The organism is Mucilaginibacter gracilis, assembly GCF_003633615.1.
GTDB classification, from domain to species: Bacteria; Bacteroidota; Bacteroidia; order Sphingobacteriales; family Sphingobacteriaceae; genus Mucilaginibacter; species Mucilaginibacter gracilis.
The window spans coordinates 3,535,791-3,550,105 of record NZ_RBKU01000001.1; the positions used below are offsets into that span (position 1 = coordinate 3,535,791).

Consider the following 14,315-nt stretch of genomic DNA (forward strand, 5'->3'; position numbering starts at 1 on the left):
TCAATAATCAAAAAAAAGCCCATTTTGTTGCGAGCGATAGCTTAGTAATTGCACGGAAGCAAGGCCGCTATACAAGGTCAATATACCTTCATGCTCCGTAATAGCAAGGTATTTTACGTGTTAAAGTATTGTAAATCAATTATATTGAAAAATATTTTCAAATATATTTTGCACTAAGCTTATCTCGTTATATATTTGTCTATTAAATCTATAGACTTTATATGAATACTCGTCAATTAATTATCCAAATCTCCCGAATGCAATGCTCAATTGCATGCTGCTGTTGCTGATTAAAGCACAGATCAATGGTATCCGAAATCGAAATTTCGATATCCGAAATAAATAATCAATCAACCACCAATCTTAAAATAATGAAAAAAAGTTTACTCATTTTATTTACCCTTATACTTTCGGCAGGCTTTTCCTTTGCCCAAAATATCATAAAAGGTATTGTTAAAGATAGCAAGGGCCAACCGCTACCCGGTTCATCTATATTAATAAGAGGCACAAACAAAGGTGCAAGTGCCGATAAAAATGGCCAGTTTTCGCTAAAGGCTAACGTGCAACCTCCGTTTTATATCCGCATCAGTTCAGTAGGCTTCAAACCCCAGGATTTTCAAATTTTAAGTTTTCAAAGCGCTCCCTCAGAATATGTATTGGTAGACGACGACCAGTTACAGGAAATTGTTGTGGTATCGCGCAGGCGTAAAGAGGTTGCACAGGATGTACCTATCCCAATTTCGGTGATAGGCGGCGCACAGGTTGATCAAACCGGAGGGTTCAATGTTAACCGTATTAAAGAGCTTATTCCATCTGTACAGCTTTATACATCAAATCCGCGTAACACCGGTATTAATATTCGCGGCATAGGCTCACCATTCGGTTTAACTAATGATGGTTTGGATCCGGGTGTAGGTTTTTATGTAGATGGTGTATATTACGCTCGCCCTGCAGCCGCAACGCTCGATTTTATCGACGTTGAAAATATTGAAGTATTACGCGGCCCCCAAGGTACTTTATTCGGTAAAAATACATCTGCCGGTGCCATTAACATTACCACCCGTAAGGCCAGCTTTACACCGGGTGTAGCGCTCGAAAGCAGCTTTGGTAACTATGGCTATGTGCAAACAAAAGCTTCGGTTACGGGCCCTTTAAGCCAACAATTTGCATTCCGCTTGTCTTTCTCGGGCACGGATCGCGATGGTTTAATTCAGAATGTAAAAACTTCAGTGCCGCTTAATACCATCAACAACCTTGGCGGTCGTGCTCAGTTACTGTTTCAGCCATCAGATAAAGTTACCATTACCTTAGCAGGCGACGTATCAAATCAAAACCCTAATGGGTATGCGCAGGTATTCGCGGGTGTAGCACCAACGCTTCGCGCCGGATACCGCCAGTTTAATGCCATTATAGCCGATTTGCATTATTCGCTACCATCAACAAATGCGTTCGATCGGATTAGTGATACCGATGCGCCGTGGAGATCAGGTAATCAATTAGGTGGTGTAACCTTAAATGGCGATTTTAAGATAGGGCAGGGCACCTTAACAAGCACTACAGCATGGCGCTACTGGGACTGGAAGCCTAACAGCGACCGCGACTTTACAGGTTTACCGGTATTAACTAAATCGGCAAACTTTTCAAAGCAACACCAGGTATCCGAAGAAGTTCGGTATGCAGGTAACTTGACCGACAAATTAAGCGGTGTGATTGGTTTGTATTATCTCGACCAGCAAATAACAGTTAACGGTAGAGAGGAAGCCGGTTCGGCTCAATGGCGTTTCGCGCAAAGTAATACCAATACCGCACTGTGGCAAACCCCTGGCCTGTTTGAAGGTTACGGTATAACAACCAATTCATCAATCAAGTCACAATCAGCTGCAATATTTGCTAACGTTGATTGGACACTTGGCAGCGCGTTCCACATTATCCCGGGTGTACGTTTAAACTACGATAAAAAGGATGTTTACTACAACAGGATAGCCGATGGTGGTATTACTATAACAGACCCGGTATTATTAGGATATAGGACAGCTTTATACAGCAGCCAGTTTTATACCACTACTTTTGATGAGAAAAACTTTACTTACCAGGTTACGGCATCATACAGGCCAAATAAAAGAATTAACGCGTTTGCTACCTACTCAACCAGCTACAAGCCATCTGGTGTTAACGTAGCAGGCCTGCCTTCTATAAATGGCGTGCCGGCACTTGATTTGGCAGTAATTGCACCCGAAAAAACAAAACACTATGAAATTGGTGCTAAAACCAATCCTGCCGAAAACTTAACTTTGAATGTTACGTTCCATAATTCTGATATCAGTGATTACCAAACTAACGTTAACGCGCCAGATCCGAGTGTGAATCGTGGGTATTTAGCTACTGCCGAAAAGGTAAATGTTAAAGGTGTTGAGCTTGATGCCAATTATCTGGCTGGGAAATACTTTTCATTCTTCGTTTCGGGTTCTTATACCGATGCCAAGTATGTAAAATTCACCAATGCACCGCTTCCGCTCGAAGAAACTGGTTTAACAGTGAACGGTGTTGCTGTGTTTTTGAAAGATATCTCTGGTTCACAACTTCCGGGTATTTCAAAGTGGTCAACATCGGCAGGAACAGAGTTTGCAACCGACGCTAAAATTTTCAATCAAAACTCTAAATTTTTTATCGGTGTAGATGATTTCTTCCGCTCACGTTTTTCTTCAAGCGCAACGCCATCAGCATATTTAAATATTGCTGGTTACACTTTGGTTAATGCAAGGTTAGGTTTTAGAGCAACACGAGGCATATCAGCTTATATCTGGGGGCGTAATATATTCGATCAAAACTATTATGAGCAATTATTAGTTGCCGGGGGCAATGCCGGCCAATATGCAGGCGTACTTGGCGACCAACGAACTTTTGGTATAACCTTACGCTATGTATTGTAATACAATTTGTTAGGCAAAAATATATTGTTTAAGTGAGTTAGTTTTTTTCTGATTAAAGCGGATAGGGGTGATTACCTATCCGCTTTTTTTGTCGCGCTTAGTAATAGTATATCATTTCTTTGTAAATGAGTATTTTTGATAGTACATCATGATATTAAAAAATGGCTACCTTAAAATATCCCTTAAGCAACATACAGATTGAGTTGATGAAGTTATTTGGCACCAATCTGTCGGATGATGAATTAGCTGATCTGAAAAAAATGTTGTCAAACTACTTTGCAAACAAAGCTATAAAGGCTGCTGATGAACTATGGGACAAACAAGGAATGAGCGATGAGGATATGGACATATTGTTAAATAAGCGATCAGGATAATAATATGTATTTGATTTGTTTTAATAAATATGTATATTTGATCTAATAAGGTTGTAATGTAAAATAATAAAAAAGTAATTATTCCATGTTGTAATATTATGAAAAAACATTTTCCCCTTCTTTTTATTGCATTGACAGTGTTTATTTTAAACTCATGTAAGAAAAATGACTCGTCCAACCCACAGTATAAAATTGGTGATGTAGCATTCGGCGGAATCATTTTTTATTTAGATGCTGATAATTCTCATGGACTAGTATGTTCTATATCCGATCAAAGCACAAATGTTACATTTAGTGATGCAGTTGTAAATCCTTGGCCATATTGGGGTATTAACAGGAATTTTTTGGATAGTACCATTGAGCGCGGTGGGGCCAGCACAGATACAATACTTAATAAATACGGAACTAGTGGCAATATTGCGGCTTCATGCAGAAATTATAGAGGAGGCGGTCACAATGACTGGTATTTGCCAACAATAGATGAATTGAGGCAACTTTACAAAAATAGAACGTATGTAAGTCAACTTTCAACCGGTGTTTACTGGAGTAGTACTTCCTTTGGATACAGCAATGTTCCATATACCGTGCGGGTGCTCAATTTCAATACCGGGCAAGCTATTACTTATTTTACGCAAATGAATAGCGGTTATAACAGTTCAATATCTTGGTGGAGTCCGCTTCCAACTGCAAATACTCGTGCTGTTAGAAAATTTTAAATTTCAGTAAAATTTAAGTCAAACACCAATAAGAGGCATCTTAAATCAGTTTTACCTAAAAGCCTTTGGATAATATGTTTCTTTTAGATCAAGGCATTGGTTAATATCACAGCCAAAAACAAAAACCCTTATTCTGGTATCACTAACTTTGTATGGAATTTGATCTTTCGAGAATTTAATATTTCGTTTTTCAAGTTCAGCAAGTAAGGCGTTTTCCTCAAATTTGTCTTCGGTATCTTTAATAAAGCCCACCATGTGCGAAAGAGCTGTTATACAACCGTTAATTTTTTTAAAAGCAAATTCTACAATTTGTTGTTCCGTTTCAAAATATTGTAAATCTTGTTCCTGGCCACGTTCGGTATAATACCAAATAAATCCATCATTCGTTTTTTTTATACCGTTGCCTTCAACCAGCTTTCTATTTCCAACACCAAAGGTATATTCGTTGTAACAATTTGTCGTCATCCAGTCATCAAGTTGCTGTATGGTTGTAATTTGCATGGGTATTATTTTTTTCAATCATTTTTGTAAGCGATAAGGTAATTAAACCCAAAAGGTTTCTACAATATCATTGTAAAGCATAAACTTAGCATCCCCAGATAAAATAATGGCATTTTCATATAGCGCTGTGGCTATTAACAGGCGATCAAATGGGTCACGATGATGCTCCATTAAATCAATTTTATTATAAGTAGAAATGTGAACGTTTTGAATATTGACAAATGTAAAACTATCGTTCAGCGCCTGCAGGTATACCTCTTGACTACTTGCATCGAAAGATGGCAACTTGCCAATTGTTTGTTTTATAGTAATCTCAAATAAACTGATCTGACTAAAAAGAATTACATTATCAGGATTTTGAATTATATCAAGTATTTGTTTGTGAAGATTAGGGCTGCTTTCTTGAAACCAAATCAAAACATGGGTATCAAGAAGATAACGATTAAGAGCCATTACCGTTACATGTAATCTTTAAGATCATCTAAAGGCTCATTAAAATCATCCGGTATGCTAACTCTTCCTTTCAGGCCCCCCGGTATTCTTTTGCCCTTGTTGGATGGGCGCTCCTCTGTTAAAAAAGTAATAATAACCTCTGTTCTGGATTGAACAGGAGCCTGTTCTTCCATTATAATCTGTCCATTTTCGAAATATCCTTTAATCGCAGTAAGCATAATAAACGCTATTTAAACAAATATACATAATGTGTTCAACTTTATTATGCAAACTTTTCGTTCCCCCTTCAGGGGGTTAGGGGGCTAAAACTCCGTAAACAACCCATCCCTCTTCATCTCCTCTGCCGATTCTTCAACCTTTTCCCTCAACGAGTTTTTGTAGGCTATCAGGTTTTTAACCAATGCATCATCCGCAGTTGACAGTATTTGTGCAGCTAGTAACCCCGCATTTTTTGATGCATTGAGTGCTACGGTAGCTACCGGTATGCCATTAGGCATTTGCAGGATAGACAGGATAGAATCCCACCCATCAATAGAATTGCTTGATTTTACAGGCACGCCAATAACCGGCAAATGTGTTAACGATGCCACCATACCCGGTAAATGCGCTGCGCCGCCTGCACCGGCTATAATTACCTTAATGCCACGTTGGGCAGCACCGCGGGCGTAGGTAAACATACGGTCGGGAGTGCGGTGTGCCGATACTACTGTAATTTCAAAATCAACACCTAATTCTTTTAACACATCGGCAGCATCCTGCATAACAGGCAAATCGCTTTTGCTGCCCATAATTATTCCTACTTTGGGGTTACTCATTTTTATCTTTCCTGGAGTTTCTTTTAATCAGTATCAGCATCCCAATAATGAATGCTGTAAAAATTGCCGCACCCAGTAAATATCCAACTGAATATCCAAAACGGCTTTCAGTTGCTTTAGAGACTGTTTGTGGGGCAGGTGTTTTAACTGCAATGCTATCAGCGGGTGCTTTTATTTCGGGCTGATAGGGGGTAGGCGGTGCCGGTTCCGAGGGATCAACAATGGAGTTAAAAAAAATATCCTTATCCGCAGCATTAGCCTTTAATTTGTCTTTAAAAGTCCAAAAAGCAAAGCTTACGAGTGTATTATCTATATAAACACTCTGCTGAAAGCGGGTATCGGGTACACTGGCTTTAGCATTAAGCGTATAGGCAAACTCTATAGCTACATCATCGTTTATGGCCATCCTTTTTTTGTAAGCCAGGGTGCCGCCCTGGGCTTTTATCTGGCTTTTATATAGGCCATCGTAAAAATGCAGCAAACTATCCACATTGTTATGCAGGTAGGCCTTTTTACTCAAATCTTCAACCGTAACCGTATAAAAGGCACCATTACGATTAATAGAATAAACTGTTGTATTTGAATCCGGTTTTGATATAACAGGCTTTGCCGGAAACGTAACCGAAACCAGATTATTTAAGCTTACCCTTACACCCGTTTGCCCAAAAGCAACGTGGGTACAACATAGTAAAATAATAACAATCAGTTTTTTCATGCGGCTTGTATTTAGCCTGTAAGTTAAGCTATTACTTTCAAAGTATTTTGCACAAATTTAGCTTTTTCAATAGCCTTATTTCTGTCGGCATCAACAATAGTAACGTGCCCCATTTTACGGAAGGGTTTGGTTAGCGCCTTGCCATACAGGTGTATATAAACACCCGGGCAATTTAAAACCTGTTCCATCCCTTTATATATAGCCGGGCCTTCATAGCCTTGCTCGCCTAATAGGTTAACCATTATGGCATTGTTAATACAAGCAGTATTGCCCAGGGGCTGGTTAAATATGGCGCGCAGGTGCTGCTCAAATTGCGAAACCACATTACCCTCAATACTTTGGTGGCCGCTGTTATGCGGGCGTGGAGCAACTTCATTAACCAAAATTTTACCGTCTTTAGTCAAAAACATTTCAACGGCAAGCAGGCCAACTATTTTAAGGCTGTCAGCAATTTGTTTGGCTATGCGCTCGGCTTCCTGCTGTATAGCGGGTGGCAGGGTAGAGGGCGATATTAAAAATTCCACCAAATTAGCCTGCGGATTAAATTCCATTTCAACCACCGGGAAGGTGCTTACATCACCTTTATCGTTACGGGCAACAATAACAGCTATCTCTTTTTCAAAATCAATCAACTGCTCAATAATACTTGGCGCGGTAAAGGCATTGGTTAGGTAGGTTTCATCGGTAACCTTGTACACGCCTTTGCCATCGTACCCGTCTTTACGTAATTTTTGGATATAGGGATAAGCAAATTCGCTCTCCCTCAATTGCTCTGGCGATGTAATTACCTTAAAAGGCGCCGTTGGTATATTGTTTTCCTTAAAAAATTGCTTTTGCAAGCCCTTATCCTGTATCAGGCGGATAACGCGCGGCTGCGGATAAACAATTACGCCCTCTTTTTCCAGTTGCTCCAGCGCATCTACATTAACCTTTTCAATTTCTATGGTTAGTAGGTCAACCTTTTTGCCAAAGTTGTAAACTGTTTCGTAATCACTTAATGAGCCCTGTATAAATTCATCGCAAAGTTTGCGGCAGGGTGCCTCGCGGTCGGGGTCGAGCACCTTAATATTTACATTGTAATTAATGGCCTGTTGTATCAGCATACGCCCAAGCTGACCGCCGCCCAGTATGCCTAATTTTAAATCTCCGTAAAACGCTTTCATTTTAATGATACAAGTTTAGGGCAAATCTTTTAAAGCGTAAAGTATTATGTGATGATAAGTCTTTTTTTAAACGTTTTGAGGTAAAAAAATGTGTAAGGTATCATAAAATTAAGCACAATAACAGTAGGCAGCCAATCTTCCGGGTATTGGTATTCAATGGTAATTAGTGGTACGGTAACATATACCAGCGAAACAATTATGCCAGTATAATACACTAAGATGCGTAATACCCAATGTTTCCGGATAAATTGCTTCGAAATAAATAAGGCGAACAACGACAGTGCCGATAACAGAAAGCCCGACGTAACTGCAAACGCTATCAAACCATCAAGCCCCCAGTCCAAATCAAAAAAATCATCAAAGTGGTGGTTTACAATTAAAGCAACAACAGCTATTAATGACGATATGATGAAACTTAGCGTAATATTTTTTAGAACTTGCATTAACATTTCATTTAAAAGTACTAAAAATACGGCTCAATATTGGGCGCGTTCCCATTAATTATTGAATATTGTGGCGGTTTGTCATCCGCCAATTACCCTAAAAGCTTTATATTCGCACTGTTTTTTCACATAGAACTACATTTTAATGAAAACAAAAATAGCAGTAGCCCAGGGCGATGGGATTGGTCCGGAAATAATGGACGCCGTATTACGAATTTTTAAAGCCAATGATGTACAGCTTGAATATGAGTTTGTTGAAATGGGTAAATCGTATTTTGATGCCGGCCACTCAACCGGGATGACGGCTGCTGCAAAAGAAGCTATCGAAAAATATGGTATCCTTTTTAAAGGGCCTATGGAAACACCAAAAGGAAAAGGCGTAAAAAGTATAAATGTAACTGCACGCAAAGTTTGGAATACCTACGCCAATCAGCGCGATTTTAGAACGCTTAACGGTGTAGATACCGTTTTTTCAAAAGCCGGTATCCCTATCAATTTAACTATCATTCGCGAAAATATTGAAGATACCTACGGAGGTATTGAGCACTTGCTAACTTATGATGTAGCCGTTGGCCGCCGTATCATTACCCGCCCCGGTTCTGAGCAGGTAATCCGTTATGCTTTCGAAATGGTTCGCCGTAAAGGTTACAAAAAGTTAGCCTGCGGACATAAGGCCAACATCATGAAGCTAACTGATGGTTTGTTTCTGGAGGTATTTCAGCAGGTAGCTAAAGAATATCCGGATATTGAAGCTTCGGATATTATTGTTGACGATTTGTGTATGAAACTGGTATCTAAACCGCAAATGTTTGAGGCCATTGTTTTAACCAATTTGCAAGGCGATATCGTGTCCGACCTTTGTGCTGGCTTAGTTGGCGGCTTAGGTTTTGCACCGTCGGCCAATATTGGCGATAACATTTCCATTTTTGAAGCCGTACACGGCACTGCTCCCGATATTGCTGGCCGCGGAATTGCTAACCCTACCGCTTTGCTGCTTTCGGGTATTGGCATGTTGCGTTTTTTAGGTTATTCGGCCAATGCCGCAGCTATCGAAAATGCGTTGTTATACACTTTAGAGCAAGGTGCCCATACCGGCGATTTTGGCGACAAAACTGCCACGCCTTCGTTAGGAACCGACGCTTTCGCGGATGCCATTATAGCTAACCTGGGCAAATTACCTGCCGATGGCGGTGTATTTGCCAGCAGCGATTTTGAAACAGGCCACCACCGTACACCTATTAAAAACAAGCTTACCCTTACCGGAGCTCACGTTGTTGAAGAGATGATAGGTGTTGACGTTTTTGTTGAATCGAACGTGCAGCCAGATGAGTTGGCCGCGGTTGCCAAAAAGAGCCTGCGCTTTAACGAAAACTTTGAACTGGTAATGATATCTAACCGTGGCACGCAAGTATGGCCAACCGGCTCAATTTACACCGAACTGGTAAACGAATACCGCATTCGCTTTGAAAAGAAACCGGGAACAAGCATCAAACAAAAAGAAATACTACACATAGCCGCCGACTTATCCGAAGCGGTAAAAGTTTGCTCAGTTGAATTTTTAATGAACTTTGATGGTAAAATAGGATACACCCTTGCACAGGGACAATAAAGTATAAGCACAAATTTAATTTGCCCGGATGCTTCAAACAGCATTCGGGCTTTTTTATGCCTAAACTACATGGTTTCTACAATGAAATATTAATTTTTTCGGTTTGGTATTCAGTTGATTAACACTTATACGGCAATTTAGAACCAACAAAGGCAAAAAATTATCGTTAAACAATAGTAAACAAACAAAAAATATCACCAAAATAAAAAGATATAGAAAAAGGCACTACTTATTATTTAACCAATTTGTGAATTAAATTTAATAATCATGAAAAAGTCCATTTTAATAGTAGCTTCTACTTTGTGTGTTGGTTTAATGGTGAACAATACCTTTGCCCAAACACAGGATAGCACTAAAACAAGTGCCCCAACAACAACTCCAGGCACAACCACTGTACAAGCCACCGGCGACGTGGTAAGTACCCTTTCAAGCAATGCAGATTATTCAACAGCGGCAACGGCCGCCAAGGCTGCTAATTTGAGTGCCAAATTACCCGCTACCGGCACATACACTATTTTTGCACCTAATAACGCTGCGTTTAGCAAATTGCCTGCAAATAAGCTGGATAGTTTAATGAAAGACACCGCAAAACTGGCCAGCGTTTTAAAAGAACACGTTGTTAGCGGTAAATACGGGAAAGCCGAAATTGTAAAGGCATTGGTTGCCGGTAAGGGTAAAGCCACCTTAAACACCGTTGATGGCGAAACTTTAAAATTAGCCGTAACACCAAACCATACCGTACAATTAACTGACGAAACCGGCAATAGTGCCGAAGTTACTTTGTATGATTTGCAGGGAACCAACGGAGTTGTTAATGGCATTAACAGTATATTGATGCCTAAATAACCGTTTTTTTGAAAATTTGAATTGCCCGGATGCTAAAAAGTTTCCGGGCTTTTTTTATGGATTTTATTTATTTAGCCATTCATCTTCCTCTGTTTCAAGGCTTTCATTACTTGTTGTTTTGCACGAAATTAATTCGCCTAAGCCAATCAAGATGCGTTCCTTTTGTTCAGAAGTGAAAATCATAGATTCATCCGGTTTAGTTTTATTATTCATGATAATCGTATTTATTAATTTATATCTGAATGGTTATATCAAACTATGGTTCCCCCTTCAGGGGGTTAGGGGGTTCTATCCCTCATCAAATGCTCACCTTCAATCTTCTTCTGTAATTCAAGTATCCCGCCAATTAAGGCTTCGGGGCGTGGGGGGCAGCCTTGTACGTAAACATCAACAGGTATTATTCGGTCAACGCCTTTTACTACGTGGTAACCGTGCTGCCAGTAAGGGCCGCCACAGTTGGAGCAAGATCCCATCGATATTACATATTTAGGCTCTGGCATTTGCTCGTATAGGCGTTTAATACGTTCGGCCATTTTAAATGTAACTGTTCCGGCTATAATAATAACATCCGCTTGCCGGGCAGATGGCCTCGGGAAAACACCAAACCTATCCAAATCATAGGTAGAAGCCATGCTGCCCATCATTTCAATGGCGCAACAGGCAATGCCAAAGCTCAGGGGCCATAATGATGACAGGCGAGACCAGTTCATCAAATCGTCAAGCTTGGTAACTATGATGCCGCCGCCTTCATTTGTAATATCGCTACTCATTAGTTTCGGGCTTTTTAAATGATGGTTTAAACATCGGTTTTCGTGGGGTCGCGGGTTCGGGCGCAGTTACCGGCGGTGCAGTCTCCTTTACAGGTGCGGTTGCCATGCTAAAAGGTGTAATTTTATAAGCACCTTGCTCCAGGTTCAATTTTTGGTAAACCGATGGCGGTATTTTAGTATCAACGGTAGGTACTAAAGGCTTGGCTTTAATCCAGTCTAAATCGCCTTTTACCCAAACATAAACCAGTCCCAATATTAAAATGCCCATAAAAACAAACATTTCGGCAAGGCTAAACCAGCCCCAGCCTGGGTTGTTTTTAATAATTTCGTGATTGCCAAATACCGTAGCCCACGGAAAAATGAATACCATCTCCACATCAAACAACAAAAATACCAGTGCTATTACGTAAAACTTTGGGTTAAACTGTATCCACGAGTTTCCTTCGGGTTCTTCGCCGCATTCGTAAGATATTAGCTTCTCCGGAGTAGGGTTGTGGGGGGCCAAAAGCCTGTTTATAAAAAGAGTTCCTCCAACCAGTATAAAACCGGTAATTAAAAAGATCAATATCTTTCCAAATTCTGATATTTGCGATACTTCGCCCATGACAGCAAATTTAATAAAACAAACTCATTTAGATGCCATAATAATTGGAGGCGGTGCCTGCGGATTAATGTGCGCCGTGCAAGCCGGTTTTTTAGGTAAACGCACCCTCATATTAGAGAAGAACGATAAAGTGGGGGCAAAAATCCTCATCAGCGGCGGCGGCAGGTGCAACTATACCAACATGTATGCTACCGATATGCAGTTTATTTCTAACAACCCGCATTTTTGTAAATCGGCATTTTCACAATGGTCGGTTGAAGATACCATTATCTTTTTTGAAACTTACGGAATTGTAGGCAAAGAGAAAACCCTGGGCCAGCTCTTCCCCGAAACGGATAGCGCAAAAGATATTGTGAACGTTTTTACCGGCCTTTGCCGCGATATGGAGCAACAAATATGGTGCAATACCGAAGTTAAGAATATTGAAAGCGACAGTAACGGTGGCTTCATCGTCAGTTGTGAACGTAACGGGTGCGAGGAAAAAATTTATGCACCCAAAGTGGTTATCGCTTCGGGCGGGCCGCCCATACCTAAAATGGGTGCTACCGATTTTGGCCTCAGGGCAGCCCGTAAACTGGGCATGCAGGTTACCGAAACAGCACCCGCGCTTGTACCACTCACTATTACAGGTAAAGACCAGGAATGGTATGAGGCATTATCCGGCAATACTATTTTTTGCCGGGTATCTAATGACCGGATCAGCTTTGAAGAAAATATATTATTTACTCACTGGGGTTTAAGCGGACCGGCCATTTTGCAAATATCATCCTATTGGCGGCCTGGCGAAACCATTAATTTGGATATGCTGCCGCATGATAATATATTGCAAATTATAGATGCCGAGCGTGTACAAAACGGCAAGCGCCCTTTAGGCGGTTTGCTATCAAGCCTGTACACCCGCAAGTTTGCCGAAGCGTTGGCAAAGTACCTGCCTATCGAAAAAAATATGGCATCCTTAACCAAACAGGACATGGAAAGCATCAACAACCTCATCCATCATTTTAAGGTAAAGCCTGCCGGCGACAAAGGTTATGATAAGGCCGAGGTAATGCGCGGAGGGGTTTCTACCGACGAATTATCATCAAAAACCCTCGAATCAAAAAAAATACCCGGCCTATACTTTGGCGGCGAATGTGTTGATGTTACCGGCTGGTTAGGCGGCTACAACTTTCAATGGGCCTGGGCAAGCGGCTTTGTTATTGCGCAAGGGATTTGATTTTGAATTTTGGATGTTCGATTTTAGATTTTCAAAACTATCGAAATAAGAAACTTTTAAATCGTAAACCTGAACAAATCCGAAATCGAACATCCGATTTCCGAAGTGCTTAACAATCACCATCCGGCCCACAAACGGGCCCGTTAACGCTACTAATAGCAACTTCGTTCCAGGTTTGCTGTAGCGCACCTAAAAATGTTTCGCTTTGCTGCGCGCCCGATACTGCATACTTATCGGCCAATACAAAAAACGGTACACCGCGCACACCTACTTGGTTAGCTTGGTAAATATCGTGTTTAACTTCTTGTGCGTAGGTATCGGTGTTTAATGTTTGTTTAACCGCATCGGCATCAAGGCCTACCGCAATGCCCAACTCAATTAGCGTATCTACGTTTGCAATATTTTTGCCGTCGGTAAAGTAGGCTTTAAACAAGGCTTCTTCCAACTCGTCCTGTAAACCATGCGCCTTTGCCAGATGCGACAGGCGGTGTGCATCAAACGAATTTGCAATAATAGCCTTATCAAAATTATATTCAAGGCCAAGTTCGGCTGCCATCTCCGTCATTTGCTTATGCATATTTACAGATTGCTCAACCGATATTCCCTTGCGCTCGGCAAGGTATTGGTTTAGGCTTTGGCCCGTGTTATTTTGCATAGTAGGGTCAAGCTGGTAGCTTTTCCAAATAACTTCAACATTATCTTTATGCTCAAATTGTTGCAAGGCGTTTTCAAACCTGCGTTTGCCTATATAACAAAAGGGGCACATTACATCGCTCCATATCTCTACCTTCAATTTTTCTTGTTCCATTTTGCTGCGTTAAAATGCAAAGTTAAAGCTTATAGTAATTGCTGTTTAAAAAATAAAAACATCTCAATGTAAACGATGAAAGGTTTACAAGCTTGTGCTTATAAGTAATTGCAATAAGCCTGATGTGCTTTTAAATAGTAAAAAATCGAATGTTTTAAATAGATTATTTCTTTATTGGAAAATTAATTTATTTGCTATATGTTTGTAACACAAATGTTGCTGTAATTGTCCTAATGTTTTATAGCAGCTATATTGATTAACACTTAACAAAGGCTAAAAAATGATAATTGCTTTCATCGTAACCCGTGTTATAATTTATATCAGGTCGGCAAGGGCCAAAAAATTGGCTGCA

17 protein-coding genes are annotated in these 14,315 nt (G+C 40.5%); 6 read left to right on the forward strand and 11 right to left on the reverse strand.

Annotation, left to right across the window (positions count from 1 at the left end; translation table 11 throughout):
• Window positions 1–371 precede the first annotated feature (371 nt).
• From BDD43_RS15435 to BDD43_RS15445, 3 genes are all read left to right on the forward strand, one after another.
• Entirely contained in the window at window positions 372–2,930 is a 2,559-nt protein-coding gene (locus BDD43_RS15435; protein WP_121201996.1) for a TonB-dependent receptor, read from the forward strand.
• A 161-nt stretch (window positions 2,931–3,091) separates the two neighbouring features.
• Complete coding sequence (locus BDD43_RS15440) at window positions 3,092–3,304, forward strand: hypothetical protein (RefSeq protein ID WP_121198511.1); 213 nt, start codon at window positions 3,092–3,094, stop codon at window positions 3,302–3,304.
• 98 nt (window positions 3,305–3,402) lie between these two features.
• The gene (locus BDD43_RS15445; protein ID WP_121198512.1) at window positions 3,403–4,020 is read left to right on the forward strand and encodes a DUF1566 domain-containing protein; all 618 of its coding nucleotides are present in this window, start codon (window positions 3,403–3,405) and stop codon (window positions 4,018–4,020) included.
• 51 nt (window positions 4,021–4,071) lie between these two features.
• On the opposite strand, the gene BDD43_RS15450 is transcribed toward BDD43_RS15445, so the two are convergent.
• The 7 genes from BDD43_RS15450 to BDD43_RS15480 all read right to left on the reverse strand — a co-directional run bounded on the left by BDD43_RS15450 (window position 4,072) and on the right by BDD43_RS15480 (window position 8,110).
• Window positions 4,072–4,539 carry a hypothetical protein gene (locus tag BDD43_RS15450; RefSeq protein ID WP_121198513.1) on the reverse strand — a complete coding sequence of 156 codons (468 nt, stop codon included), beginning with the start codon at window positions 4,537–4,539 and terminating at the stop codon, window positions 4,072–4,074.
• A 24-nt stretch (window positions 4,540–4,563) separates the two neighbouring features.
• Complete coding sequence (locus BDD43_RS15455; RefSeq protein WP_121198514.1) at window positions 4,564–4,974, reverse strand: type II toxin-antitoxin system VapC family toxin; 411 nt, start codon at window positions 4,972–4,974, stop codon at window positions 4,564–4,566.
• Window positions 4,975–4,979: 5 nt separating this feature from the next.
• The gene (locus BDD43_RS15460; RefSeq protein WP_121198515.1) at window positions 4,980–5,192 is read right to left on the reverse strand and encodes a DUF2281 domain-containing protein; all 213 of its coding nucleotides are present in this window, start codon (window positions 5,190–5,192) and stop codon (window positions 4,980–4,982) included.
• 84 nt (window positions 5,193–5,276) lie between these two features.
• A complete protein-coding gene (purE, locus tag BDD43_RS15465) occupies window positions 5,277–5,789 on the reverse strand; it encodes a 5-(carboxyamino)imidazole ribonucleotide mutase (RefSeq protein ID WP_121198516.1) in 513 nt (170 codons plus the stop codon).
• On the reverse strand, window positions 5,782–6,504 hold the full coding sequence (locus BDD43_RS15470; RefSeq protein WP_121198517.1) for a hypothetical protein: 723 nt from the start codon (window positions 6,502–6,504) through the stop codon (window positions 5,782–5,784). Before BDD43_RS15470 ends, purE begins: the two co-directional genes overlap by 8 nt.
• 23 nt (window positions 6,505–6,527) lie before the next feature.
• Window positions 6,528–7,667: a 5-(carboxyamino)imidazole ribonucleotide synthase gene (locus tag BDD43_RS15475; RefSeq protein ID WP_121198518.1), complete on the reverse strand. Its 1,140-nt coding sequence runs from the start codon at window positions 7,665–7,667 to the stop codon at window positions 6,528–6,530.
• Window positions 7,668–7,711: 44 nt separating this feature from the next.
• On the reverse strand, window positions 7,712–8,110 hold the full coding sequence (locus BDD43_RS15480) for a hypothetical protein (RefSeq protein ID WP_147425651.1): 399 nt from the start codon (window positions 8,108–8,110) through the stop codon (window positions 7,712–7,714).
• 145 nt (window positions 8,111–8,255) lie between these two features.
• Here BDD43_RS15480 and BDD43_RS15485 point away from each other — a divergent pair, with 145 nt between their 5' ends.
• Both BDD43_RS15485 and BDD43_RS15490 read left to right on the forward strand, forming a co-directional pair.
• The gene (locus BDD43_RS15485) at window positions 8,256–9,719 is read left to right on the forward strand and encodes an NADP-dependent isocitrate dehydrogenase (protein WP_121198520.1); all 1,464 of its coding nucleotides are present in this window, start codon (window positions 8,256–8,258) and stop codon (window positions 9,717–9,719) included.
• Between the two features lie 267 nt (window positions 9,720–9,986).
• Window positions 9,987–10,565 (forward strand): fasciclin domain-containing protein, encoded by a 579-nt coding sequence (locus BDD43_RS15490; protein ID WP_121198521.1) that lies wholly within the window; start codon window positions 9,987–9,989, stop codon window positions 10,563–10,565.
• Window positions 10,566–10,628: 63 nt separating this feature from the next.
• Here the strand turns inward: BDD43_RS15490 and BDD43_RS30075 are convergent, their stop codons facing one another.
• The 3 genes from BDD43_RS30075 to BDD43_RS15500 form a co-directional block, all read right to left on the reverse strand.
• Window positions 10,629–10,778, reverse strand: coding sequence for a hypothetical protein (locus tag BDD43_RS30075; RefSeq protein WP_162847081.1), 150 nt, complete (start codon window positions 10,776–10,778; stop codon window positions 10,629–10,631).
• Window positions 10,779–10,843: 65 nt separating this feature from the next.
• Entirely contained in the window at window positions 10,844–11,335 is a 492-nt protein-coding gene (locus BDD43_RS15495) for an NADH-quinone oxidoreductase subunit B (protein ID WP_121198522.1), read from the reverse strand.
• On the reverse strand, window positions 11,328–11,939 hold the full coding sequence (locus BDD43_RS15500; protein WP_121198523.1) for an NADH-quinone oxidoreductase subunit A: 612 nt from the start codon (window positions 11,937–11,939) through the stop codon (window positions 11,328–11,330). Before BDD43_RS15500 ends, BDD43_RS15495 begins: the two co-directional genes overlap by 8 nt.
• Here BDD43_RS15500 and BDD43_RS15505 point away from each other — a divergent pair.
• Window positions 11,938–13,155 (forward strand): BaiN/RdsA family NAD(P)/FAD-dependent oxidoreductase, encoded by a 1,218-nt coding sequence (locus tag BDD43_RS15505; RefSeq protein WP_121198524.1) that lies wholly within the window; start codon window positions 11,938–11,940, stop codon window positions 13,153–13,155. The genes BDD43_RS15500 and BDD43_RS15505 overlap by 2 nt on opposite strands.
• Before the next feature lie 109 nt (window positions 13,156–13,264).
• Here the strand turns inward: BDD43_RS15505 and BDD43_RS15510 are convergent, their stop codons facing one another.
• Window positions 13,265–13,963, reverse strand: coding sequence for a DsbA family oxidoreductase (locus tag BDD43_RS15510; protein WP_211339681.1), 699 nt, complete (start codon window positions 13,961–13,963; stop codon window positions 13,265–13,267).
• Window positions 13,964–14,315: the final 352 nt, after the last annotated feature.

Excerpts from the sequence above, each read along its gene's own strand:
- BDD43_RS15455 (WP_121198514.1), bottom strand. The coding sequence starts at position 4,974 with ATGGCTCTTAATCGTTATCTTCTTGATACCCATGTTTTGATTTGGTTT.
- BDD43_RS15470 (WP_121198517.1), bottom strand. The coding sequence starts at position 6,504 with ATGAAAAAACTGATTGTTATTATTTTACTATGTTGTACCCACGTTGCT.
- BDD43_RS15500 (WP_121198523.1), bottom strand. The coding sequence starts at position 11,939 with ATGGGCGAAGTATCGCAAATATCAGAATTTGGAAAGATATTGATCTTT.
- purE (WP_121198516.1), bottom strand. The coding sequence starts at position 5,789 with ATGAGTAACCCCAAAGTAGGAATAATTATGGGCAGCAAAAGCGATTTG.
- BDD43_RS15475 (WP_121198518.1), bottom strand. The coding sequence starts at position 7,667 with ATGAAAGCGTTTTACGGAGATTTAAAATTAGGCATACTGGGCGGCGGT.
- BDD43_RS15505 (WP_121198524.1), top strand. The coding sequence starts at position 11,938 with ATGACAGCAAATTTAATAAAACAAACTCATTTAGATGCCATAATAATT.
- BDD43_RS15460 (WP_121198515.1), bottom strand. The coding sequence starts at position 5,192 with ATGCTTACTGCGATTAAAGGATATTTCGAAAATGGACAGATTATAATG.
- BDD43_RS15445 (WP_121198512.1), top strand. The coding sequence starts at position 3,403 with ATGAAAAAACATTTTCCCCTTCTTTTTATTGCATTGACAGTGTTTATT.
- BDD43_RS15490 (WP_121198521.1), top strand. The coding sequence starts at position 9,987 with ATGAAAAAGTCCATTTTAATAGTAGCTTCTACTTTGTGTGTTGGTTTA.
- BDD43_RS15510 (WP_211339681.1), bottom strand. The coding sequence starts at position 13,963 with ATGGAACAAGAAAAATTGAAGGTAGAGATATGGAGCGATGTAATGTGC.
- BDD43_RS15480 (WP_147425651.1), bottom strand. The coding sequence starts at position 8,110 with ATGCAAGTTCTAAAAAATATTACGCTAAGTTTCATCATATCGTCATTA.
- BDD43_RS15495 (WP_121198522.1), bottom strand. The coding sequence starts at position 11,335 with ATGAGTAGCGATATTACAAATGAAGGCGGCGGCATCATAGTTACCAAG.
- BDD43_RS15485 (WP_121198520.1), top strand. The coding sequence starts at position 8,256 with ATGAAAACAAAAATAGCAGTAGCCCAGGGCGATGGGATTGGTCCGGAA.
- BDD43_RS15440 (WP_121198511.1), top strand. The coding sequence starts at position 3,092 with ATGGCTACCTTAAAATATCCCTTAAGCAACATACAGATTGAGTTGATG.
- BDD43_RS30075 (WP_162847081.1), bottom strand. The coding sequence starts at position 10,778 with ATGAATAATAAAACTAAACCGGATGAATCTATGATTTTCACTTCTGAA.
- BDD43_RS15435 (WP_121201996.1), top strand. The coding sequence starts at position 372 with ATGAAAAAAAGTTTACTCATTTTATTTACCCTTATACTTTCGGCAGGC.